Source organism: Blautia segnis (assembly GCF_014287535.1).
Taxonomy (GTDB): domain Bacteria; phylum Bacillota; class Clostridia; order Lachnospirales; family Lachnospiraceae; genus Blautia_A; species Blautia_A acetigignens.
In genome coordinates this window covers 1-21,995 of sequence record NZ_JACOOT010000037.1, presented here as the reverse complement: position 1 = coordinate 21,995, position 21,995 = coordinate 1, and the positions used below count along the sequence as shown (strand labels likewise).

18 protein-coding genes and 1 riboswitch are annotated in these 21,995 nt (G+C 46.7%); of the genes, 14 read left to right on the top strand and 4 right to left on the bottom strand.

Annotated features, from left to right (window positions below):
* Positions 1-7 precede the first annotated feature (7 nt).
* The 13 genes from H8S54_RS15690 to H8S54_RS15630 all read left to right on the top strand — a co-directional run bounded on the left by H8S54_RS15690 (position 8) and on the right by H8S54_RS15630 (position 15,228).
* Complete coding sequence (locus tag H8S54_RS15690; RefSeq protein WP_021924518.1) at positions 8-238, top strand: helix-turn-helix domain-containing protein; 231 nt, start codon at positions 8-10, stop codon at positions 236-238.
* Positions 228-1,277 carry a hypothetical protein gene (locus tag H8S54_RS15685; RefSeq protein WP_186901789.1) on the top strand — a complete coding sequence of 350 codons (1,050 nt, stop codon included), beginning with the start codon at positions 228-230 and terminating at the stop codon, positions 1,275-1,277. Before H8S54_RS15690 ends, H8S54_RS15685 begins: the two co-directional genes overlap by 11 nt.
* Positions 1,278-1,394: 117 nt before the next feature.
* Positions 1,395-2,102 carry a GDSL-type esterase/lipase family protein gene (locus H8S54_RS15680; protein ID WP_117854848.1) on the top strand — a complete coding sequence of 236 codons (708 nt, stop codon included), beginning with the start codon at positions 1,395-1,397 and terminating at the stop codon, positions 2,100-2,102.
* Positions 2,103-2,458: 356 nt separating this feature from the next.
* Positions 2,459-4,051, top strand: coding sequence for a peptide ABC transporter substrate-binding protein (locus H8S54_RS15675; RefSeq protein ID WP_243176851.1), 1,593 nt, complete (start codon positions 2,459-2,461; stop codon positions 4,049-4,051).
* 164 nt (positions 4,052-4,215) lie between these two features.
* A complete protein-coding gene (locus tag H8S54_RS15670) occupies positions 4,216-5,154 on the top strand; it encodes an ABC transporter permease (RefSeq protein WP_021924366.1) in 939 nt (312 codons plus the stop codon).
* Between the two features lie 2 nt (positions 5,155-5,156).
* Complete coding sequence (locus H8S54_RS15665) at positions 5,157-6,080, top strand: ABC transporter permease (protein WP_021924365.1); 924 nt, start codon at positions 5,157-5,159, stop codon at positions 6,078-6,080.
* Between the two features lie 8 nt (positions 6,081-6,088).
* On the top strand, positions 6,089-7,087 hold the full coding sequence (locus H8S54_RS15660; RefSeq protein WP_021924364.1) for an ABC transporter ATP-binding protein: 999 nt from the start codon (positions 6,089-6,091) through the stop codon (positions 7,085-7,087).
* Positions 7,077-8,051: an ABC transporter ATP-binding protein gene (locus H8S54_RS15655; protein WP_021924363.1), complete on the top strand. Its 975-nt coding sequence runs from the start codon at positions 7,077-7,079 to the stop codon at positions 8,049-8,051. The genes H8S54_RS15660 and H8S54_RS15655 overlap by 11 nt, the downstream gene beginning before the upstream one ends.
* Before the next feature lie 135 nt (positions 8,052-8,186).
* Positions 8,187-8,948: a DeoR/GlpR family DNA-binding transcription regulator gene (locus tag H8S54_RS15650; protein ID WP_117854850.1), complete on the top strand. Its 762-nt coding sequence runs from the start codon at positions 8,187-8,189 to the stop codon at positions 8,946-8,948.
* Between the two features lie 101 nt (positions 8,949-9,049).
* Entirely contained in the window at positions 9,050-9,796 is a 747-nt protein-coding gene (locus tag H8S54_RS15645) for a copper homeostasis protein CutC (protein WP_021925228.1), read from the top strand.
* 127 nt (positions 9,797-9,923) lie between these two features.
* Positions 9,924-12,413 carry a transglutaminase domain-containing protein gene (locus tag H8S54_RS15640; RefSeq protein ID WP_173768175.1) on the top strand — a complete coding sequence of 830 codons (2,490 nt, stop codon included), beginning with the start codon at positions 9,924-9,926 and terminating at the stop codon, positions 12,411-12,413.
* 162 nt (positions 12,414-12,575) lie between these two features.
* Positions 12,576-13,841, top strand: a complete 1,266-nt coding sequence (locus H8S54_RS15635) for a M28 family metallopeptidase (RefSeq protein ID WP_021925230.1) — start codon at positions 12,576-12,578, stop codon at positions 13,839-13,841.
* Between the two features lie 64 nt (positions 13,842-13,905).
* Positions 13,906-15,228, top strand: a complete 1,323-nt coding sequence (locus H8S54_RS15630; RefSeq protein WP_021925231.1) for an alpha-L-fucosidase — start codon at positions 13,906-13,908, stop codon at positions 15,226-15,228.
* 119 nt (positions 15,229-15,347) lie between these two features.
* Here the strand turns inward: H8S54_RS15630 and cytX are convergent, their stop codons facing one another.
* Both cytX and thiD read right to left on the bottom strand, forming a co-directional pair.
* Positions 15,348-16,526, bottom strand: a complete 1,179-nt coding sequence (cytX, locus tag H8S54_RS15625) for a putative hydroxymethylpyrimidine transporter CytX (RefSeq protein WP_117854858.1) — start codon at positions 16,524-16,526, stop codon at positions 15,348-15,350.
* Between the two features lies 1 nt (position 16,527).
* The gene (gene thiD, locus H8S54_RS15620; RefSeq protein ID WP_186901788.1) at positions 16,528-17,340 is read right to left on the bottom strand and encodes a bifunctional hydroxymethylpyrimidine kinase/phosphomethylpyrimidine kinase; all 813 of its coding nucleotides are present in this window, start codon (positions 17,338-17,340) and stop codon (positions 16,528-16,530) included.
* A gap of 348 nt (positions 17,341-17,688) precedes the next feature.
* A riboswitch (TPP riboswitch) is annotated at positions 17,689-17,793 on the bottom strand.
* A gap of 366 nt (positions 17,794-18,159) precedes the next feature.
* On the opposite strand from thiD, the gene H8S54_RS15615 reads away from it, so the two are divergent.
* Positions 18,160-18,882 (top strand): helix-turn-helix domain-containing protein, encoded by a 723-nt coding sequence (locus H8S54_RS15615; protein ID WP_207725626.1) that lies wholly within the window; start codon positions 18,160-18,162, stop codon positions 18,880-18,882.
* Between the two features lie 96 nt (positions 18,883-18,978).
* Here H8S54_RS15615 and H8S54_RS15610 read toward each other — a convergent pair whose 3' ends face one another.
* Both H8S54_RS15610 and H8S54_RS15605 read right to left on the bottom strand, forming a co-directional pair.
* A complete protein-coding gene (locus H8S54_RS15610; RefSeq protein ID WP_117854863.1) occupies positions 18,979-20,649 on the bottom strand; it encodes an alpha-glucosidase in 1,671 nt (556 codons plus the stop codon).
* Positions 20,650-20,816: 167 nt separating this feature from the next.
* Positions 20,817-21,794, bottom strand: coding sequence for an AraC family transcriptional regulator (locus tag H8S54_RS15605; RefSeq protein ID WP_021924597.1), 978 nt, complete (start codon positions 21,792-21,794; stop codon positions 20,817-20,819).
* Between the last annotated feature and the right edge of the window lie 201 nt (positions 21,795-21,995).

Here is a 21,995-nt window from a genome sequence, read left to right as displayed (position 1 = left end):
AATGCATATGGCAATTAAAGTATGCCTGGAAGAGGTTTTGAAAAGGCGGGGAATGACATCCAAGGAATTGTGCAGCCTGGTGAATATCACGGAGGCCAATCTTTCCGTTCTGCGAAGCGGCAAGGCAAAGGGCGTGCGATTCCACACGATCAACCGAATCTGTTACTTCCTGCAATGCGATGTTGGCGATATTCTGAAGTTTGACGGAAATCTGGAGGACGAGGAAAATGAAGAATAGGAGATATGAGAAAATAAAATCTGGCTTGCCGAGAGAAGAGAAATCGAAATCTGGTCTGGAAAAATCCGGAAAAGCGAAATGCCCGTTTGCGAAATATCTGACAGCGGCTTTTGCAATCCTTATTGCTGGTGCTATGGGCGGCTGCACTTTGGCAGTTCCCGACGCCGGGGAAGAGGGAAGTGGTGATCGGATGATTGGTGTTTTTATCACTACAGAATATCTGGATCTTTATGATATGGAAAGCTACCTGAACGATCACGCCTCATCCCTTGTGAACGATGGCAGTATTACATTAGGAAATGACAGTAAATATGAGGGAAAATTGTTCGCAGATGTGGAAAAAGGAGAGGCAGATTCCCCCTCTGAGTGGAAAATTTCCTTCGGCAATATGGATGGGCAATATATGCTCATGCCTGTTTCAACAGATGAGAACGGGGAACAGTATATGGGAAATCTTTGCTCAGACGCAATCAATGAACCGTATCTTCATAGTAACGTTTCGGATGATAGCGAGGAACAGGAACTGAGCGGCACTATTTATGAATCTGCGGATGGGAAGGAGAAAGTTTGGTACGTGAATCCGGTATATCAGACAGAAAACAGTGAAATCTACGCAATAACGGGAAATAGCTATTCCAACGGAGGCCGTGATACAGAGGGCAGCACCATGGCAGTCACGCTTTCCGGAGAAAGCACCGTCACAGAAAACGGCAAAAGCCAGAAAGAGTCCAGCAAGGTGACGGTCCAGTTTGCCATCATGTACAAGCCTGTGAAAACCGTGATTTACCAGATGAGCGATTCCAACCAGGTCCTGAAGCGTGACGAATATGAACCGACAGAAGTTCCGGATACCCTGAAAGTGGAATCTGAGACTGCATATATTATGGAAGAAACTCAGAAAGAATCCCCCTCTGGAAAAACAGTGACCAGCCGCAGCATTGTGGATCTGAACTCAGAAGAAGAGGAAACCTGTCTGGAAGCCTGGTATTCTCTGGATAATGGGTTTATCAGCAAAAAGGATGTGGAAATCTTGCACTGATATAAGAAAAAACTATAACCCGGTATTATTTATCTATATTAGACTGAAACCTCCAAAACTGATATTATAAAACCAAGAAAACACAGTTGATTGATAGGAAATATGGAGATAATACAGATGAAACAAATTTTATGCTTTGGCGATTCAAATACATGGGGATATGACGGGGAAAGCAGGAAGCGGCTTCCCTGGGGAAAACGGTGGACAAGTCTTTTACAGGAGAAATTTGATGTGGAAACCGCGAAGCAGGGGATTCAGGCTGGAAACAATACGGCTGACCAAAGGGAAGCTGGTAATGCAGAACATAAATCCGGCGAATCCGTCCGGATCATTGAAGAAGGCCTGTGCGGCAGAACCACCATATTCGAAGACCCGCTGCGTGACGGTCGCAGAGGAACTGCACTTCTTCCCACTTTATTGGAAACCCATGACGGCGTAGATGTAATTGTTTTGATGCTTGGCACCAACGACTGCAAAACGGTTTTCGGCGCTTCCGCAGAAGTGATCGGCAAAGGCATCGCCCGCCTTCTGGATCAGATCGCAGCCTACGCTCCGGAAGCGAAGGTACTTCTCATTTCCCCCATCTATCTGGGAGAAAAAGTATGGCAGGAAGGATATGACCAGGAATTTTCCCGGGATTCCGTGCTGGTATCCAGGGACCTGGAAAAAGTATACCAGCGCATTGCTGATGAAAAACACGTAGAATTCATGCGCGCCGCCTCCTATGTAAGCTGCTGTGCCGCTGACCAGGAGCATATGAACGCTGCCGGGCATCAGGTATTTGCAAAAGCAGTGTACGAGAAACTGGAAAATCTGGTAGCATAAAAAATCGGATGCAGCCATTCCCTCATGGCAGGCATGATAATGTCGCCGGTAGGCGACATGTCCGTTTTGTGTGAAAAGAATACGTAATTCATACAAAATCAATTCCAAACAATAAAAAGTAATAAAGAATAATAAAAAACAATTGACAATACTACAACACTTTGCTATACTAAAATTACCAAAAAGAGTTGAGCAAAGAGAACATTTTTTATTTATGCAAAGGCGCATGAAACTACATCGTGACTATGTTGCAGGAATAGAAAATGTTTTTTTACTATAAAGCTCCATACAGACTCTGAACGGCAAAGGCTTACTACCGTACCTGCATAAAGGACGGATAAGAAAGGAGAAAAAATATGAAAATGATGAAAGCAGCAGTAGCACTTGGCATGGCACTCACCATGACCGTAACAGGTGCGTCAGCAGTATTCGCAGAAGGAGAGACTCTCAGCGTTGCTACTGATTTCGAGGTTAAGACTCTGGTACCGTGGGCTGCATCCGAGGAGAATGCATTTATGGTACTGAACCAGGCAGAAGAAGGTCTGTTCCGTATGGACGAGAACAACCAGCCGCAGCCGGCTCTTTGCGATACCTACGAGGTAACAGATGACAAGCTTACATACACCTTCCACTTAAGAGACGGAATCCAGTGGAGCAATGGTGAGCCTGTAACAGCAGCTGACTTCGTTTATGCATGGCTGAAACAGATGAGTACTGACGCAACTAACGGCTACAGCTTCATTATGACAGACTACATCGTAAACGGCCAGGAGTACAACGAGGGAACTGTTGACGCTTCCGAAGTAGGCGTTAAGGCGGTTGATGACCAGACACTGGAAGTACAGCTGAAGAGCCCGACACCATATTTCCTGAACCTTACCACAATGGATATGTTCTTCCCGGTTAACGAAGCATTCTGCGAAGAGCAGGGCACAAACTTCGCTCTGTCTCCAGACAGCATGCTCTACTGCGGACCATACGTAATCACATCCTATGACCCGGCTGTAGGCGTTACCTTTGAGAAGAACGACAACTACTGGGATAAAGACAACGTAGCAATCGAAGATGCACAGGTTCGTGTAATCAAAGATGCAGCTGCAGCTTTAAGTGCATACCAGGCTGGTGAGCTTTCCCAGGTTAAGCTTGATTCTGCTAACGTAGTAGCATACAAGGATGATCCGGAATTCAGCCAGGAGATCGACTTCCGTACAAGCTATGTACAGTTCAACCTTACAGACGACGTAATGAGCAATGTAAACATGAGAAAAGCTATTTCTCTTGCTATGAACAGAAGCGCTCTTACAGACAACATCCTTGCAGATGGTTCTGCACCTGGATTTGGCCTTGTAGCAGACGGCATGAGCGGTGATGGAGAGAAGACCTTCCGTGAACTGAACGGAGACGTTTCCCCATATGATCCGGAGCAGGCAAAAGAGTACTATGACAAAGCTGTTGAGGAGCTTGGCGGTGCCCCGTCTGAGGTAACTCTTCTTGTAGCTGATGACTCTGTATCCAAATCCGTTGCAACATTTATTCAGAGTGAGCTTGTTACAACTCTTGGACTGAACGTAGTAATCGACACCAAGACTGTACAGGGACGTGGAGAACTGATGGATGCCAACAACTATCAGTTTGCTGTAACTGCATGGGGTGCTGACTATGATGACGCTATGACATACCTTGACCTGTGGACAAACGGAACTCCATACCGTGGAAACTACAATGATGATGACTACAACGCACTGATCTCCGATGCTAAGACTCAGACAGATGATGCAGTTCGTCTCGATGACATGCTCAAAGCTGAGAAGAAGCTTGTTGAGGAAGATGCAGTTGTTGCTCCGGTATACCACAGAGGTTCTGCAGTTCTGACAAAATCCAATGTCAAGAACCTGATCAGCCATCCGATCGGTGTTCCGATTGAATTCAAATATGCTTCCTTCGAATAATTTCCGCTGAGTGATTATTCGTTTAAGACCTGATTTTCAGGCAAGGCGCGAGAATCAGTGAAAATGCAAGCAAAATTTCTTAAGGAATAAGTAACGGACCGTATACAGAAGTGGCTGCTTCAGCCGGTATACGGTCTGTTTTTACAGAAAGAAAAGGTGATGTCATGCTGAAATATGTATTAAAGCGATTAGGGTACATCCTGGTTACCTTATGGGTAATCGTGACCTGTACCTTTTTCATGATGAAAAATCTTCCGGGTACACCTTTTGATGCGGAGCGTTTTAGCATTATGACGCCCCAGCAGCAGGAACGTGTGCTGGAAATGTACGGATTAAATGATTCTCTTCCCATGCAGTATGTGAAATATATTAAGAACATGCTCAAGGGAGATTTAGGTACTTCCTTTACCTATGTAAACCAGGATGTTTCCAAAGTTATCACAGGACGTCTTGGACCATCTGCTTTGATTGGTATCCAGGCAGTACTGATCGGACTTGCAATCGGATTGATCTTAGGAATCCTGGCTGCCTGGAAGCACAATAGCGGAATTGATTATTTTACCATGATATTGGCCGTGCTGGGCGTCTCGGTGCCGAACTTCGTCGCTGCAGCCCTTCTCCAGTATTACATTGGTCTGAAATGGGGCGTTCTCCCGGTTGGATTCTGGACCGGCTGGAACTGTTCCGTATTGCCGTCCATTGCGCTTTCATTTAGTGCAACAGCCATGGTTGCCCGCTTTATGCGTACAGAAATGCTGGATGTACTGGATCAGGATTATATCATAACAGCCAGAGCGAAAGGTCTCAGCCAGATGAAGGTGCTGATGCGTCATGCTGTACGTAACTCCATTCTTCCGGTTGTCACGATTTTAGGACCTATTGTGGTAAACCTTATGACAGGATCCCTCGCTGTTGAGAATATCTTCAGTATCCCCGGAATCGGAAGTCTTTTCGTAGATTGTATCAAAGCCAATGACTATCCGGTAATCATGGGTATTACTATTTTCTATGCAGCATTTTATATGCTGATCGTATTGCTTGTTGATTTGGCTTATTCTCTTATTGACCCGAGAATTCGTCTTGCTAAAGGAAAGGAGAGCTGATTGTGGACAAATCAAAAATTGACCGCAGCATGTATCAGAAAGCAAAGGTAGAAGCCTCTGAGAAAGAGCATATCGCAGCTCCGGCTTCCACTATGCTGGCAGATGCATGGATCCGTCTGAAAAAGAATAAGGCAGCAGTTGTAGCATTATTTATTCTGGTAGCAATTATCCTGCTTGCCATTTTTGCACCGATTTTCAGTAAATATTCATTTAGAGATACAGATTATAACAATGTATACGGTCTTCCGAGCGCAGCACATATTTTCGGTGCTGACCAGTTTGGACGTGACCTTTGGGTACGTACCTGGATGGGAACCAGAATTTCCCTTATGATCGCACTTGTAGCTGCAATTCTTGACCTTGTAGTCGGAGTCCTTTACGGTGCTGTTTCCGCTCTTTTCGGCGGCAAGGTGGATGCTGTGATGCAGCGTATCATCGAGGTACTGGTAGGTATCCCAAGCCTTATTATCGTAATCCTTTTCCTGATGGCGTTCCCGGCAGGTGTAGGAACTATTATCGCAGCCCTTTCCATTACCGGATGGGTAAACATGGCAAGACTTGTCCGTGCTGAGATCCTGAAGCTGAAAAACCAGGAATTCGTTCTTGCTTCCCAGGTTCTTGGAACCAGCAAGTTCAATATTATTATGAAGGATCTGATCCCGAACACAGTCAGCGTTATCGTAATCAACGTTATGTTCACAATCCCAAGTGCTATTTTCACAGAGGCATTCTTAAGCTTTATCGGTATCGGTCTGGCAGAGCCGCAGGCTTCCCTTGGTGTATTGATCAACGGCGGCTATCAGGTACTGCGTATGTATCCGCACGTACTGGTTTTCCCGGCTATCGTTATCGTACTGATTATGGTATGCTTCAGTATTCTGGGCGACGGACTTCGTGATGCCCTTGATCCGCAGATGAGAAAGTAGGTACAGCTATGGGAAAAATATTAGAAGTAAAGAATCTTACCATCCACATCAAGACGCACAAAGGTGTTGTGCAGGCTGTGCGCGGCGTGGATTTTTACCTGAATGAGCAGGAGACCCTTGCGGTAGTTGGAGAGTCCGGTTCCGGAAAATCCATTACCATGAAGGGCGTTATGGGAATTCTTCCCAAGAATGGAAAAGTAGTAGACGGAACTGTTATGTTCCAGGGAAATGACCTGACCAAATACACAGAGCGTCAGATGCAGCAGGTCAGAGGAAGCGAGATCGCCATGATCTTCCAGGATCCAATGACCTCCCTGAACCCTACCATGAAGGTTGGAAAACAGATCGAGGAAATGCTCAAGGAGCACTGCAAGGAGATGAGCAAGGCAGACCGCAAGGCAAGAGCCATTGAGCTTCTTTCCCTGGTTGGAATCTCCAATCCGGAGGCACGTTATGACCAATATCCTCATCAGTTATCTGGCGGTATGAGACAGCGTGTTGTGATCGCCATTGCCCTTGCGTGCGATCCCAAGGTGCTGATCGCGGATGAGCCTACCACAGCACTTGACGTAACCATCCAGGCACAGATCCTGGATCTGATGCGCGACCTTCAGAAGAAAATCAAGACCTCTATTATTATCATTACCCACAACCTTGGCGTTGTGGCAAACATTGCAGACCGTGTAGCAGTTATGTACGGCGGCAAGCTGGTTGAGACTGGTGATGTGGCGGATATTTTCCACAACCCATGTCACGAGTACACCAAGGGACTTCTCCGTTCCATTCCGAAAGCACACGAAAAAGGCGGCGAGCTTCAGGCCATTCCAGGTACTCCTCCAGATCTGATGGATCCGCCGGTGGGATGTCCTTTTGCTGCAAGATGTCAGGAGACGATGATCGTTTGCCAGAAATTTATGCCGGATTATACCGAATGCGGCAAGAATCACAAGTCAGCATGCTGGATGCTGGATGAGATGGCACAGGAGGTAAAAGCTGATGAAAAATGATGACAAGCAGGTACTTCTTGACGTAAAGAACCTGAAGAAATATTTTGATGTTGGAAACAAAAAGATCCTGAAAGCAGTGGATGACGTTTCCCTTCAGATTTACAAGGGCGAGACTCTTGGTCTGGTTGGAGAGTCCGGATGCGGTAAATCCACATTTGGAAGAACTGTGATCCATCTTTATGAGCCTACCGAAGGAAGCGTAACCTTCGACGGACTAAAGATTGACAAGAATTTGGATAAGAAGCAGAGACATGAGCTTTGCAGAAGAATGCAGATGATTTTCCAGGATCCATATGCATCCCTGAACCCAAGAAGAAAGATTCTGGATATTGTAGCAGAGGGAATTGATGCCCACGGCCTTGCAGCGAATAAGAAAGAGCGTAACGACAAGGTCCTGGAGCTTCTTGAGACAGTTGGACTGCAGGCAGAGCATGCAGACCGTTTCCCTCATGAGTTCTCCGGCGGACAGCGCCAGCGAGTTGGTATCGCCCGTGCACTTGCAGTGGATCCGGATTTTATCGTTTGTGATGAGCCAATCTCCGCATTGGACGTTTCCATTCAGGCTCAGGTTATCAACCTTCTGGAGCAGCTTCAGAGAGAACGAGGACTGACTTATCTGTTTATTGCCCATGACCTTTCTATGGTTAAGCACATCAGTGACCGTATCGGTGTTATGTACTTAGGATCACTGGTTGAGCTTGCTGAGAGCGAGGAGCTTTTCGAGAACCCCATGCACCCGTACACCAAGGCTCTTCTTTCCGCCATCCCGATTCCGGATCCGGATATTGAGAAGAACCGTCAGAGAATCATGCTGGAGGGTACTCTTCCGAACCCCATCGGACTTGGAGATGAGTGTAAGTTCTGCAGCCGCTGTCCGGTTTGCAAGGACAGCTGTCATAAGAGCCAGCCGAAGCTTGTTGAGGTAAAACCGGGACATTTTGTTGCCTGCAGCCAGGTGCAGTAGATAAGCACTCTGTACAGCAATGACCAGCAGGTTTTCTAAAGAAGGATGTGTTGTCTGTGGGCAATATTATTTAGAAGCTTTCTGGTAAGCCGCTGGCAGATAACAGAAATGTAACGGGAAACAGGAGGAAGAAGGATGTTCATTGAAGAAAGGCAGCAAGCCATCGAGAAAGTCCTTCGGGAACAGGGGAAAGTCCGCGTCCGGGAACTGAGCGAAATGTTTCAGGTGACAGAGGACTGCATCCGTAAAGATCTGAAAACTCTTGAAAATGCCGGCAAATTAAAAAGAACTTACGGTGGTGCGATTCTTTCCCAGGATTACCCGCTGGAAAGAGATGTTATCGACAGAAGAAATTATCATGTGGAAAAGAAAATGGTGATTGCGGCCAAGGCCATGAAACTGATCCGGGAAAGAGAGGCAATCTTTCTGGATATTTCCACAACCAATATTGAACTTGCCAAGCTGATCGCGAAATCCAACATGCAGCTTACCGTAGTAAGCAACATGATCGATATTCTACAGCTGCTTGCGCAAAATCCCAAGATCACAGCCATTGGAACCGGGGGAATCATGTATCCCACAGTAAACGGGTTCCTTGGCTCCGCAGCAATCCAGGTGATCCGGCAATACAGCTTTGACCGGGCCTTTATGGGAAGCTGCGGAATTGATATGATGGATCACACCGTTACCACTTTGGGCGTGGAGGACGGCCTGACTAAGAAAGCTGCCATTGAGAGCAGCAGACATAAGTACGCTGTGATGGAGCGGGAGAAATTTTATTTTAATGAATCTTACAAATTTACACAGCTGGATGCGCTGGATGGAATTATCACGGATGAGTTTCCAGATGGTTCCGTTCAGGACATGCTGGATTCTCTTGGCGTTGCGCTGTACTGAGAAAGGATTGCGTAAATAAGTTTCTGTCCATGAATGATAGAATTTTGCGAAGCGCGTTGCTGCGAAGGCAGTGAACAGGAACGTGAAAGGAAAAAGAGGATATGGAAAAGTTTATTTTGGAGGTATGCGCAGATTCTGTGGAATCTGTACTTGCCGCTGAAAAAGGCGGAGCGGACCGGATTGAGCTTTGCGGGAATGTGGTGATCGGAGGGACAACCCCTTCTGAGAGCCTTTTCCGTGAGATCAGAGAGCACAGTGACATTAAGATCCATGCTCTGATCCGCCCAAGATTCGGTGATTTTTGTTATACAGATTATGAATTTGATATTATTCGTTCAGAAGTGAGAAGATTCCGTGAGCTGGGAGCGCAGGGCGTGGTGATCGGTATGCTGCGGCCGGATGGCTCTCTGGATGTGGAGCATCTTGCACAGCTGATGGAGGAAGCGAAGGGAATGTCCGTGACCCTGCATCGTGCATTTGATGTGTGCAGGGATCCTATGGAGGCTCTTGAGCAGGCCATTTCCCTTGGTTTTCACACCATTCTTACATCAGGACAGAAGAATAACTGCGTGGATGGCTCCCAGCTTCTTGCTGACCTGGTGAAGGCAAGCGCAGGCCGTATTCATATTATGGCTGGCGCCGGGGTAAATGCAGATGCCATTTCTTCTATCTATGAGAAGACCGGAATCACAGATTATCATATGACGGGCAAAATTGTGCTGGAAAGTGAGATGCAGTACCGCAAGGACGGAGTGAGCATGGGCTTGCCGTCTTTAAGCGAGTTTGAGATTTTCAGGACCAGCGAGGCAGAAGTAAGAAGAGCCCGGAATGTATTAGCTACTTTGTGATGGAGCAGCGGACGGGTGCCGCTGGCTGTCTCCGTCACGCTACACGCTCTTTCACAAAAAAGAACAGTTTTTTCGTGAAAGGGCGTTTTTTCTATAATAAACTTCTTTCGATGAGGAGGATGAATATATGTTTCTTCAGAACAGTGAGAAGAAAATTGAAGAAGAATTTTTGAAATTAACAGAAAAGCTTGGAGCGGACAGAGAGCCGCTGAAGAACATCTGCGGGAAACTGGATGCCTGTGACAGGGACCTGGCGCTGGCTATGAAGTATTTGTATGTGACAGCGCCGTATAGTGATCTGGTGAATTATTCTTTCGAGGATATTAAGGATTTTGCAGGTCATGGGTTGTTTCTTTATAATCATCTGGAACGAGTGCATGCGCTTCCAGAGGAAATGTTTTTGAACTATATTCTGGATCATAGAGTGAATGAGGAAGAAGTACTTCCCTGCAGAACGTTTTTCTGGAATGAGTTAAAGGATCGTATTGAAGGAAAAAATGCGAAAGATGCGGCAATTGAAGTAAATTACTGGTGCGCCGAGGAAGCTACTTATCACAGCGGAGATGACAGAACCCTTCCGGCTCTTACGGTGTACAGAAGAGGCTATGGACGCTGCGGCGAGGAGTCTGTTTTTCTGGTAAATGCACTTCGAAGCGTGGGAATCCCGGCACGTCAGGTGTATGTGCCAAGATGGTCCCACTGTGATGACAACCATGCATGGGTAGAGCTGTGGTGCGATGGAAAGTGGTATTTCACAGGAGCGTGCGAGCCCCTTATGATTCTGAACAAAGGTTGGTTTACCAATGCTTCCTCCAGAGCCATGATGGTCCATTCCAGATTGTTTGATCTTTTCCCCGCAGAAGGGGAGGATGTGATCGGCAAAGAGGGGGCAGCGGTTATGCTAAACCAGACTGCGCGCTATGCAAAGGTTAAGACAGTGACAGTACAGGTGACAGACCATGCAGGTGCACCGGTGAAAGATGCCCAGGTACAGTTCCAGGTTTTGAACATGGGAGAATATTATCCCATTGCCAAAGCTATGACAGATGAGAATGGAAACGTTTCTCTGGTTACCGGATTTGGAAGCGTGCGTGTTGCCGCGTTCCGCCCGGACATGGAAGGATTTGCCCAGGCAGATGTGGATACCAGAGAGCAGGTGAATGTGAAGCTGATTCTTACAGGAGAGGCTGTGGCAGCAGAGGACTGGAAAGCTGTAGATGTGATCGCACCTGTAGACACTCCTGTGAACCCGGATATGCCCACTCCAGAGCAGAAAGCAATCGGAACCCGCCGCCTGAATGAGGCGAATCAGCTTCGCCGCGAGAAGAAAGAGAACTGGGTGAATCCAGAACTGACGGCATTTCTTGCAGGAGAAGATGAGAAAGAGCTTCGCCAGGCAATGGCAGATGTTTTGTCTGAGAAGGATCACACGGACTGCGTGTGCAGCGTATTGGAAGAGCATCTTGCATATGGCAAAATATATGCACAGCAGTATAGAGAAGCAGATGAGTACGATTTATATATCAACTATGTTTTGAATCCCCGTGTAGAATACGAGCTTCTTCGCCCATACAGAAAAGGTATTCTCTCATTCTTTACAGAAGAACAGAAAGCCGCTTTCCGTGAGAACCCGGCAGAAATCTGGAACTATATCAGAGAGCTCATTACTGCTTACCCATATAACGAGCGTGAGACTGTAATGGAGACTCCATACGAATGTCTGATATCCGGCATCGGAACAGAGCGCTCCCAGAAAGTGCTTTTCGTAGCAATTGCCCGTACTCTTGGAATCCCGGCCAGATTAAATCCTGGAAGCCATGTAATGGAGTACTGGGATAAATGCCAGTTTGTATCTGTTCTGAAACAGGAGAAATGGAGCGCAGCTCTTTACCTGAAAAAGGAAGAGGGTACCCAGTGGAATTATTACCAGAACTGGACCATTGGACGTCTTGTTGGAAACGAATATGCTTCCCTGGATCTTACAAACAGAGCCTGGGAAGGAGATACTTTGGAACTGGCGTTGATTCCAGGCACATACCGGATCATCACCACCAACCGCCTGCCAAACGGAAACCAGTTCTCCTGGGAAAAGACAATCATTGTGAAGGACGAAGAGAAACATTACGAAACTCTGCGCCTTCGGGAAGCACAGCTGGGGGATATGCTGGAGCGTATTTCCCTGCCAGAGTTTGAGGTAAAAGATGCAGATGGCGGAATTGTGACCTGCGCAGACCTTACCCGGGGTGGCAAGAAAATCCTTATGTGGCTGGAAGAGAGCCGTGAGCCTACCGAGCATATTTTGAACGAAATGCTGGAACATGCAGAAAAATTCCACCAGTTTGAAACCTGCATTTCCTTTATGATTCGTACTGGGGAAGCTAAGGGCGACCCGCTTCTTGCAAAGGTTCTGAAGACTTTCCCGAAGATTTCCGTTTACTACGATTCCTTTGAGGAAAACATTGAGCTTCTGGGCAGAAGAATGTATGTGGACCCGGATAAGCTTCCGCTTATTCTGGTAACAAACGGAGAATCTGTGGGAATTTATGCAACCAGCGGCTATAATGTAGGAACCGGCGATATGCTGATTCGTATTATGGAAGAAGTGCCGGAGATGTAAGCCTTTGAAAAATGATTTTTCATGGATAATGTTTGGTGAATTGTGGTGAGAAATTATGCGAAGCATGATTTTGGCATATGAGACAAACGGCAACTATAAAGAACAATACATAATATTAAACTGTGTTTGGAACTGAGAACTGTTTTTAGTGGAGTATATATTATGAATCATTACACAGAAATTCACCCGGATGGAACAAGAGCCTATCAATTTGTTGCGGATACCGCCTATGTCCGTGAGTCCGGGACAAAAGGGGAACACAAGGCAGCAGAATACATCCTGAAGGAAGCGGAAAAGATCGCAGCTCAGCCAGGAAAAGAAACCTATATCCAGACTCCCCGCATGGAGCTTTTCCAGTGCCCGGATTTCCAGGAGAAAAGAGCTGAATTGACCATCTGCCAACCTTATGAGAAATCTTATCGGGTGCGTGCATATTTGAACGGTGCATGCACCCCGGCAGAAGGCATCACTGCCCCATTTCTTTTCGTAGGAAAAGGAGATGACATCAGTCTTTCTAAGGCGAAGGGCGCTGTTGTGCTGGTGTGCGACCCTGTACGGGAGGATATGATCAACAAGATTAAGGATGCTGGGGCTGTGGGATTTGTGACGGTTTGCGGTACACCGCTTGATCAGGGCGAGGACAGAACGCCTATACAGTACCGCCGCAAGGCATGTGACCTTCCGGGGGCAGCTATTCATTATCTGGATGCCGTGGAAATTGTAGAAAAAGAAGCTTCCATGTGCAGGCTGAATATTCAGCAGAGCGAAATTTCCCGGAACTCTGCCAATGTGGCAGTCCGCATTCTGGGAACTGAATTTCCAGAGGAAATCGTCACAGTGACGGCTCATTATGATTCTGTGCCGGAAGGTCCTGGAGCCTATGACAACATGTCCGGCGGTGCTATGGCGATGGAAGCTTTTCTTTATTTCGCAGAGCACAGACCAGCCAGAACCATGGAGTTCATCTGGTTCGGTTCCGAGGAAAAAGGCCTGATCGGAAGCCAGAACTATGTGAAATCCCATGAAAACGAAATGGGAAAACATGTATTTAATCTGAATGTAGATCTGGCAGGACAGCTTCTTGGAGGAAATGTGCTGGGAGTGACTGCGGATCCTACGGTGTGCGCAGCGTTAAAAGCGCTTATGGAGGAAAATCAGCTTGGCGTTACCATCAAAAACCAGGTCTGGGCCAGCGACTCCAACACTTTTGCATGGAAAGCTGTTCCAGCTCTTACCTTGAACCGCGATGGTTTCGGCATGCATACGAGACACGATACCGTAGAATATATTTCTCCCCGTGCGCTGGCGGAAGGGGCGAAAACCCTTTGCACAGCTGCCGCATGGGTGGCAAATGAGCCAGAGCTTTCATTTGAGCGGGAAATTCCCGCAGATATGAAGAGGGAATTGGAGAAGTATTTTGCTTCATGATAAAATTCTGAACTGAGTATTTATTTGATTGGTTGAGATATTTTTGATAGGAAAGGACGAAGAAATGAATAAAGTAATCGAAGAAAGAACCAAACGTACCGAGTGGTACCGTGATGCCCGTTTCGGCATGTTTATCCACTGGGGGCTGTATGCAATTCCAGCCCGTGGTGAGTGGGTAAGAAGTGTGGAGCAGATTCCCCATGAGGAGTACTGCCCACTGACAGAAGAATTTACAGCAGAAAATTACAATCCAAGAGAATGGGCTCGTCTGGCAAAGAAGGCCGGCATGAAGTACGCCGTACTTACCGCCAAGCATCATGACGGTTTCTGCCTGTTTGATACCAAGCTGACAGACTACAATTCCATGAATGCAGCCTGCCACAAAGACCTGGTAAAAGAATTTTTGGAAGCTTTTCGTGCAGAAGGAATCAAGGTAGGCCTGTATTTTTCCATTATTGACTGGCGTCACCCGGATTTCCCGCACTATGGCGACATGCATCATCCAATGCGCAATCACCCGGAGTGCTCCAACGAGAACCGCAATTTTGACCGTTATCTGGATTTTATGTTCGGACAGATCAAGGAGCTTCTCACCAATTACGGAAAGCTGGATCTGATGTGGTTCGACTTTTCTTATGGGGATATGAAATGTGATAAATGGAAAGCACAGGAGTTGATTTCTATGGTGCGTTCCATTCAGCCGTGGCTGATCATTGATAATCGTCTGGAAGGAAGTGCAGAGGATTCCGGTTCTATTCTTACAGCCAACCCAACGGAATATTCCGGAGATTTCGCCTCTCCGGAGCAGATGATCCCTCCGGCAGGAATCCGCAATGAGTTAGGTGATCCGGTGCCGTGGGAAGCGTGCCTGACCCTGAACAACAACTGGGGCTATGCATCCAGCGATCACCATTATAAATCAGCGGAGATGGTCATTCATATGCTGGTTGAGTGTGTCAGCAAAGGCGGCAACCTTCTTCTGAACGTAGGCCCGGATGCCAAAGGCCGTATTCCAAAGGAATCCGTGAAGATTCTGGAAGAAGTGGGCGAGTGGATGGACGAGAACTCCAAGAGTATTTACGGCTGCGGCTACGCCGGAATTGACAAGCCGGAATGGGGCCGCTACACCCGCAATGGCAGCAAGATCTACGCCCACGTTATGGAAGCCCAGGCAGGAGCCATTCCCCTCACCGGAATCCACGGAAAGATTAAAAGACTCCGCCGCATCAGCGACAATTCCGAAGTTCGCCTGACAAACTACTGGAATCTGAAAGAATACTCCCAGAACCAGTTTTTCTTCCTTAACGCAGACACCTGCGACAGCTACCCCCTCCCAGATCCCCGGGATACAGTTGTGGAAGTGACGCTGGAGGAAAACGAAAATTAAAGCATGTCTGGTTCCTATACACGGTGTGAATACGATACGTTTCGATAAGCCAAAACGAAAGCCCTCGGAGTTTTTTCTCTGAGGGCTTTCATGTTTATTACTACATGGAATTGGTTGATTTATGAATTTTTTTCTTTAAAAACATTTCGTGCCGCCATGCAGATCAAAATAGTGATCACCATATCCGGCAGTGTATTTCCTACCGGGATATCAATTCTCATTAAAATTCGATACAGAATGAATCCAATTACCCAGATCACAGCATTTGTGATGTCAACGGCCTCGCCCAGGCTGTCGGCGCGTTTGAGCAGGAAGAAATCTGCAATCTGGATGGCAATCATAGGTGCAAACACGGAACCAATAAGGTACAGGAAATCTGTAATATTGTCCATTGGATAAACAATGGCGCCGATGGTTCCAATCACAGTCACTGCAATGGCCGCATATTTTCCATTGATCCTGGAAAATACAGATTCAGAAGAAATTCCGGCGGAATAAGCATCCAGGAATGTGGTGGTAACAGTGGAAAATACAATGATCAGAAGTCCTGCGATTCCAAGTCCTGCTTTTACCATGATCTGTGCAATATCAGACTCTCCGGTATAAATAGCAGCGCCCATACCGATCACGTACATCCAGCAGCTTACCAGGCCATAAATAATCGCACTCACTGCGGTAGCCTTCACAGGTTCCTTTGCTTCCCTTGTGTAGTCGCTGATAAGCGGCAGCCAGGACAGCGGCATTGCTACAGACAGCTCTACAGCAGCGCCAAAGGACATTGCCTCTTCTCCAATGGCAAGTGCTGTGCCGCCATCAAAAAAGATCAGCTTGCAAAGCACCAGTGTGAGAATAAACAGAGCCGCCATTGCGATGGTGTTGATTTTTCCCAGGTTGGTGATACCGATGAAGATCCACAGCACGATCAGTGCGCCAATAACCAGACACCATACCCAGCTGCCTGTATGAAGCACACCGTCAGCTGCCAGCGCGCCGTCATAGATCATAATGGCAGTCCAGCCCACCAGCTGGAGCACATTCAGGAAGGAAAAGAAGATTCCGCCCTTTTCCCCGAAGCTCATTTTTACAGTTTCCATAGCACTGCGGCGCGTTTTGCCGCCGATCACGCCTGCAAGGAAAAGCATGGTGCAGCCTATAAGATGTCCGATAATAATGGCAAGAAGCCCTTTTTGAAAGCCCAGCGGGGCAAAGTAAGTTCCTGTGAGGATTTCTGCCAAGGAAACGCCTGCGCCGAACCAGATCAGGCCGTTTTCGAAGATTGAGGTACGTTTTTCGGTCATGTTAGTTGTCCTCCTTGGCTAATGTAAATTCATTTTGAATTGCAAATCCATGATTCATAGGTCCGCTGCCTTTTCCCAGATCCAGCATGGCAGCCAGAGCACCGGAAATGTACTTCTTGGCACGTTCCACAGAAGTATCCAGGTCAAATCCCTTTGCAAGATTAGAAGCAATGGCACTGGATAAAGTGCAGCCGGTTCCATGCGTGTTGGGATTGTTGATCCGTTTTCCCTGGAACCATTTGTAACCGCCGTCACGCCACAGAAGGTCATTCGCATCGTTCAGCTGATGTCCGCCCTTGCAAAGCACTGCGCAGTGATATTTTTCCCCAATGGCAGCAGCGGCCTTGATCATATCGTCGGCTGTCTCTATTTTCATTCCGGAAAGAACTTCAGCTTCCGGAATATTTGGAGTGAGGACCGTTGCCATGGGAAGAAGCTGGCTTTTCAGAGCATCAATTGCCTCGTCGTTGATCAGCTTGGCTCCGCTGGTGGCTACCATAACTGGATCCACAACGATGTTTTTGGCATCATACTGATGAAGCTTCTTCGCAATCGTTTCAATCAATGCGCTGGAAGATACCATTCCAATTTTCACTGCGTCAGGATAAATATCTGTGAAAATATTATCCAGCTGTTCTGCCAGAAATTCTGGCGTTGCCTCCATGATTCCTGTTACACCGGTAGTATTCTGTGCGGTAAGTGCGGTAATTGCACTCATAGCATATACTCCATTGCTGATCATTGTCTTGATATCAGCCTGGATACCGGCGCCTCCGCTGGAATCACTTCCAGCGATTGTTAATGCTGTTCTCATAATGTCTCATCCTTTCTCTTGTCCTGCCTGGAAAATACCGGACAGGAACTGGTGCTATTTATGCATTAATTTTATATAGCGTCCGAAAGTGGTGCCCCCAGCCGAACGCTGCATTGCTGCCTCTATAAGGAAATGTCTGCTGCGCAGACATTTGAAAGTCAGCTATTACGCGTCTGCGACGCTCCCATAGTTGCCGCCCGTATTCGTAATCCGGGCTATTGCCCTACTTACTCATACGGTCTAGCCTGTCCGATATCCATGAATTCGCTCATGCAGGCATGGCTCACTCATGGTTGCCGTCCAGGACTTTCAAAATAAAAAAGAGACACCCGCGTTCTGGTGTCTCCGAAAAAAATCATTATGACTTCCTACGGCGGCATTATCCGCATCAGGTAAAGGGTCGAAATTCATAATTTCCTCTCAGCCTGTTTACAAGCTCCCCTGTTCTTTTGTCATTATAGTAATAATGGGAAAATTTGTCAATAAATTGTTTGTAAGATAAAAAATTCCGCAATTTTACCGCAATCAACCATCGGTAGGGTGACGAATTCCCTGATTTATGGCATAATCAAGATAACAAATCAGCCAGATTCCTACGGCTGTCTTGATCGCGGCAAGGTTCTTACTAGTACATCGTTTTCGAAATAACTATACCACTCACTTGCCTGTGAATCCGATTGCCCAGGTATAAAAGCCTCAGCGTAGCCCGCTACGCCTGCGTTTTTATACCTGCACACTCGAATCCACATCCTACGCGATTGGTATAGTTATTTACGAAACGATGTACTAGAAGAAAGAACCATCACAAGGAGGCACATCATGACCGACATAACAAAAAATGAAATAGGCACATTCATCGCCGCATGCCGCAAAGAGAAAAAACTAACCCAAAAGCAGCTGGGTGAAAAATTAAATGTAACGGACCGCGCCGTTTCCAAGTGGGAGACGGGCCGCTCCTTTCCAGATGTGAGCCTTATGGAGCCCCTCTGCAAAGAACTGGACATTTCTGTCAGCGAGCTTCTGGCAGGGAAGCATTTAGAGCCGGAGCAGTACCAGAAAGAGACGGAGAAAATGCTCATGGACTCTGTTAGCACTGGACAGCTTATGGGACTGCAGGTGGTGCTGTATATCCTTAACCTGACAATATTTGTCCTGGTAGATTTTCCCTTTATTGTTAGAAAAATCAGCGGACTTCCACTGATTCATTATATCAGCATTACCTGTTGGCTCCTGGCGTTGGTACTGATCTTCTGCGTGAGTTATCTGGATAAAAAATTGCCGGCAAGGAAATTCCGCACATCAAATGTAATGCTGGAACGGATCATCGGTGCCGTGACGTTTCTGGTAATTATGTCAGTCAATTTTGTGGTCAGCGGGGGTCTGTCTTACATAAAAGATTTGAATTTCGGTGAAAAAATTTATACAGTGATTATTTTTGCCGTTAGTCTTGCTGTTGTGGTCGGAGTTCGAGGGATTGTAGCGCAGATACGCAAAGAAGAGTGGGAGATGGAGCAGGAAAGAAATACTTCCCAAAAGGAATAACCCCTTTGCCCGAATTTTCCAAATAATCAAAAACTGCCCCGCAGAGTCGATTTACCTGAGAAAGAAAAATCGATTCGGCGAGGGCAGTCCTTTTTATTATGCTGCCAATTCCAGAACCAGCACCTGATATCCATGCAGCTTAATCTTATTTCCATCTATAACTACATCTGGATAATTATTGATCAGCACTTTTTTGCATGCGCCTGGAAGCTCAATTTCCTGCTCATCCCACTGATAATTTCCAACTACCAGAAGCGTCTTATCCCACTTACGGTAGTAAGCCATCAGATTGTGGCGCTCCTCCATAAATGGCTCCAAAGCACCGTACACAACTGTCTCCTTATATTCCGGATCCTTGCGAAGTGCAATCAGTTTCTTATAGAAATTCAGTACAGAGTCCGGATCCTGCGCTTCTTTTTCCACGTTAATGGCAGTATAGTTGGGATTCACCCGAAGCCATGGAGTGCCAGTGGTAAATCCAGCGTTTTTCCCATCTGACCACTGCATCGGTGTCCGCGCATTATCCCTGCTGCGGCGTGCAACTGCCTTCAATGCTGCATCAGGAGCAAGTCCCGCATCCAGTGCAACCTTATACTCATCCAAAGTAGAAATATCATCCACCTCATCAATGGATTTAAACGGCACATTTTCCATGCCAAGCTCCTGGCCTTGATAAATAAACGGCAGTCCGCGGAGCATAAAATTCAATGCTGCCAGCATCTTTTTGCTGGTATTGCAGCAGTCTCCCTCTGGAATATAGTGGCTCACACCACGAGGCTCGTCATGATTTTCAATAATATTGGAAACAAATCCGAAATTCCCCATTTTTGCCTGTGTCTCAAAACAGCAGCGCTTGTAATCGTCCGGTGTAATTTCCTTACAGTCATACCAGCCCTTTTCCGATCCGCCGAAAATCGTTTCATTGAAATCAAACATGGAAGAGAAATATCCATTATCCCCAATGAAATCCGGAAGCTCCTCGTCCTTTGCGTTGAAAACTTCGCCTACGGAAAAAGCATCGTGTGGCTTAAAGGTGCGGTCCCGCATTTCTCCAAGGAATTCCCCGATTCCAGTCGCTTCTTCCAGCATTTTTCCAATATAGCAAAGTCCGTCCTCGCGGTCTGGCTCGTAATTATGCATGGGAAGAGCTTTCTTAATATTAATGATCGCATCAATTCGGAAACCGCCCAGGCCCTTGTCCAGCCACCAGTTGATGTTCTTGTAAACCTCTTCACGAAGTTCCGGATTTTCCCAGTTCAGGTCTGGCTGTTTCTTGTGGAAAACATGAAGATACTGCTTGTTGGTTCCCGGAAGATCCTCCCACACAGGGCCGCCGAAATAAGAGCGCCAGTTGGTTGGAAGCTCGTCTTCTTTTTTGTCCCTTAAATAAAAGAAGTTTCCGTATTTTCCATCTGGATCCTGGCAGGCTTTTTTGAACCATTCGTGTTCGTCGGAGCAGTGGTTTACAACCAGATCCATCAGAATGTACATGCCGCGCTTCTTAGCTTCTGCAATCAGGCGGTCCATATCTTCCATGGTGCCAAAGCGGGGGTCAATGTCATAATAATCGGAAATATCGTAGCCCTGGTCTGCCAGCGGAGAGCGATAGCACGGGGAAAGCCAGATGATATCTACGCCAAGATCCTTCAGGTAATCCAACTTCTCTATAATTCCCGGCAGATCGCCGATTCCGTCACCGTTTGTATCGTAAAAGCTCTTCGGGTAAATCTGATAGGCAACCTTATCCTGCCACCATTTTCTTTCCATATGTATATCCTCCTGTAAAAAAGTGTAGTTCGCGTCTTTGTTATGAGTACATTATACATACATATATTTGAAAAAACTTCCCTTAATATGATAAAAAAATACGAAATTTTGACATTTTAAAACTGGGCGTTTCATAAATGCAATTTGAGGAGGAAAGCAGAACAGCACTATACATTTATATGCTCAGGAGTCTGGCTGCGTTTTCGGTACTGCAGCGGCGTAGTACCTGTGTATCTGCGGAATTCCCGGAGAAAATTTCCCATGTTATTATATCCGCAGTCCAGGCAGACCTCCGTAACCGGAAGCGAGCTGTCCTTCAAAAGCCGCACTGCCTGCCGAATCCGGTACTCATTCAGATATTCCACTGGCGACAGCCCGATGGCTTTTTTGAAAAAACGGCAGAAGTACTGCTCGTTAAGCCCGATCAGGGAAGCCAGGTCACGGATGTATATTTTCTCCTGGTAATGCTCCCGGATGTAGGTAATCGCCGTCTTGATCGTTTCCACTCTGTGGTCATCCGTTTTTTCTGTCCGGGAAAAAAGCTGGTATCTGGACATAAGAGCGAAAAATTGCAGAAGGGAAGCCTTGATCGTCAGCTGGTCTGCAAGCTCCACCGACACCGTTCCGGAGGCACGCAGGGATGTGAGGTGAAAATGCTCCGTTTCCGTTGTCAGAGTTTCGGGCGAAGAGCAGTGGGAAAAAGCTTCTGCAATATTCAGAAATATGGTCCGCAGCCGGGGAAAAGCTGGATGTTCTTTTTCAATGGATCTTGGAAAATGCAGCTGTCCGTTTTGCAGCGGCTGGATGAGCTGGGACTGAACCGTATCATAAAAAGGGGAGCAAAGCAGCTCCGGGTGAAAGACCACTGCATATTCCTGCACGACTTCTGTAGAAGCAGCCCGAACGCTGTGCAGTTCACCAGGGTTAATAAAATAGAAGCATTCCGATCGGATATCAAAAGCTTCCATATTAATTTCCATTCTGAAATTCCCGCCTGGAAAATACAGAATCTCAGCTTCTTTATGCCAGTGATGTTTTACCATAAACCCATGACCGCTCATTTGCGTCTGATAAAATGCGCAGGGAAAGGACTGGGTCCCGTGTGGGCTGGCTTCTTTTAATTCTGGGGATTGTGGATGGTACATAATCGCCTCCATAAAAATACTTTCTTATAATGTATTACAGCGCTGTTTCAGATGCAAGATAATAGTAAACAAAAAAATCTGCAATTATTTGTAAAAAGTGCTTGACTTCTCCTTGCGGCAGTGGTATATTAAACAAGCTGTCGCAAGGAATTGCTTCTGGAATACTGAAAAATAAATAAGTTTTCAGAAAATTAAAATTAA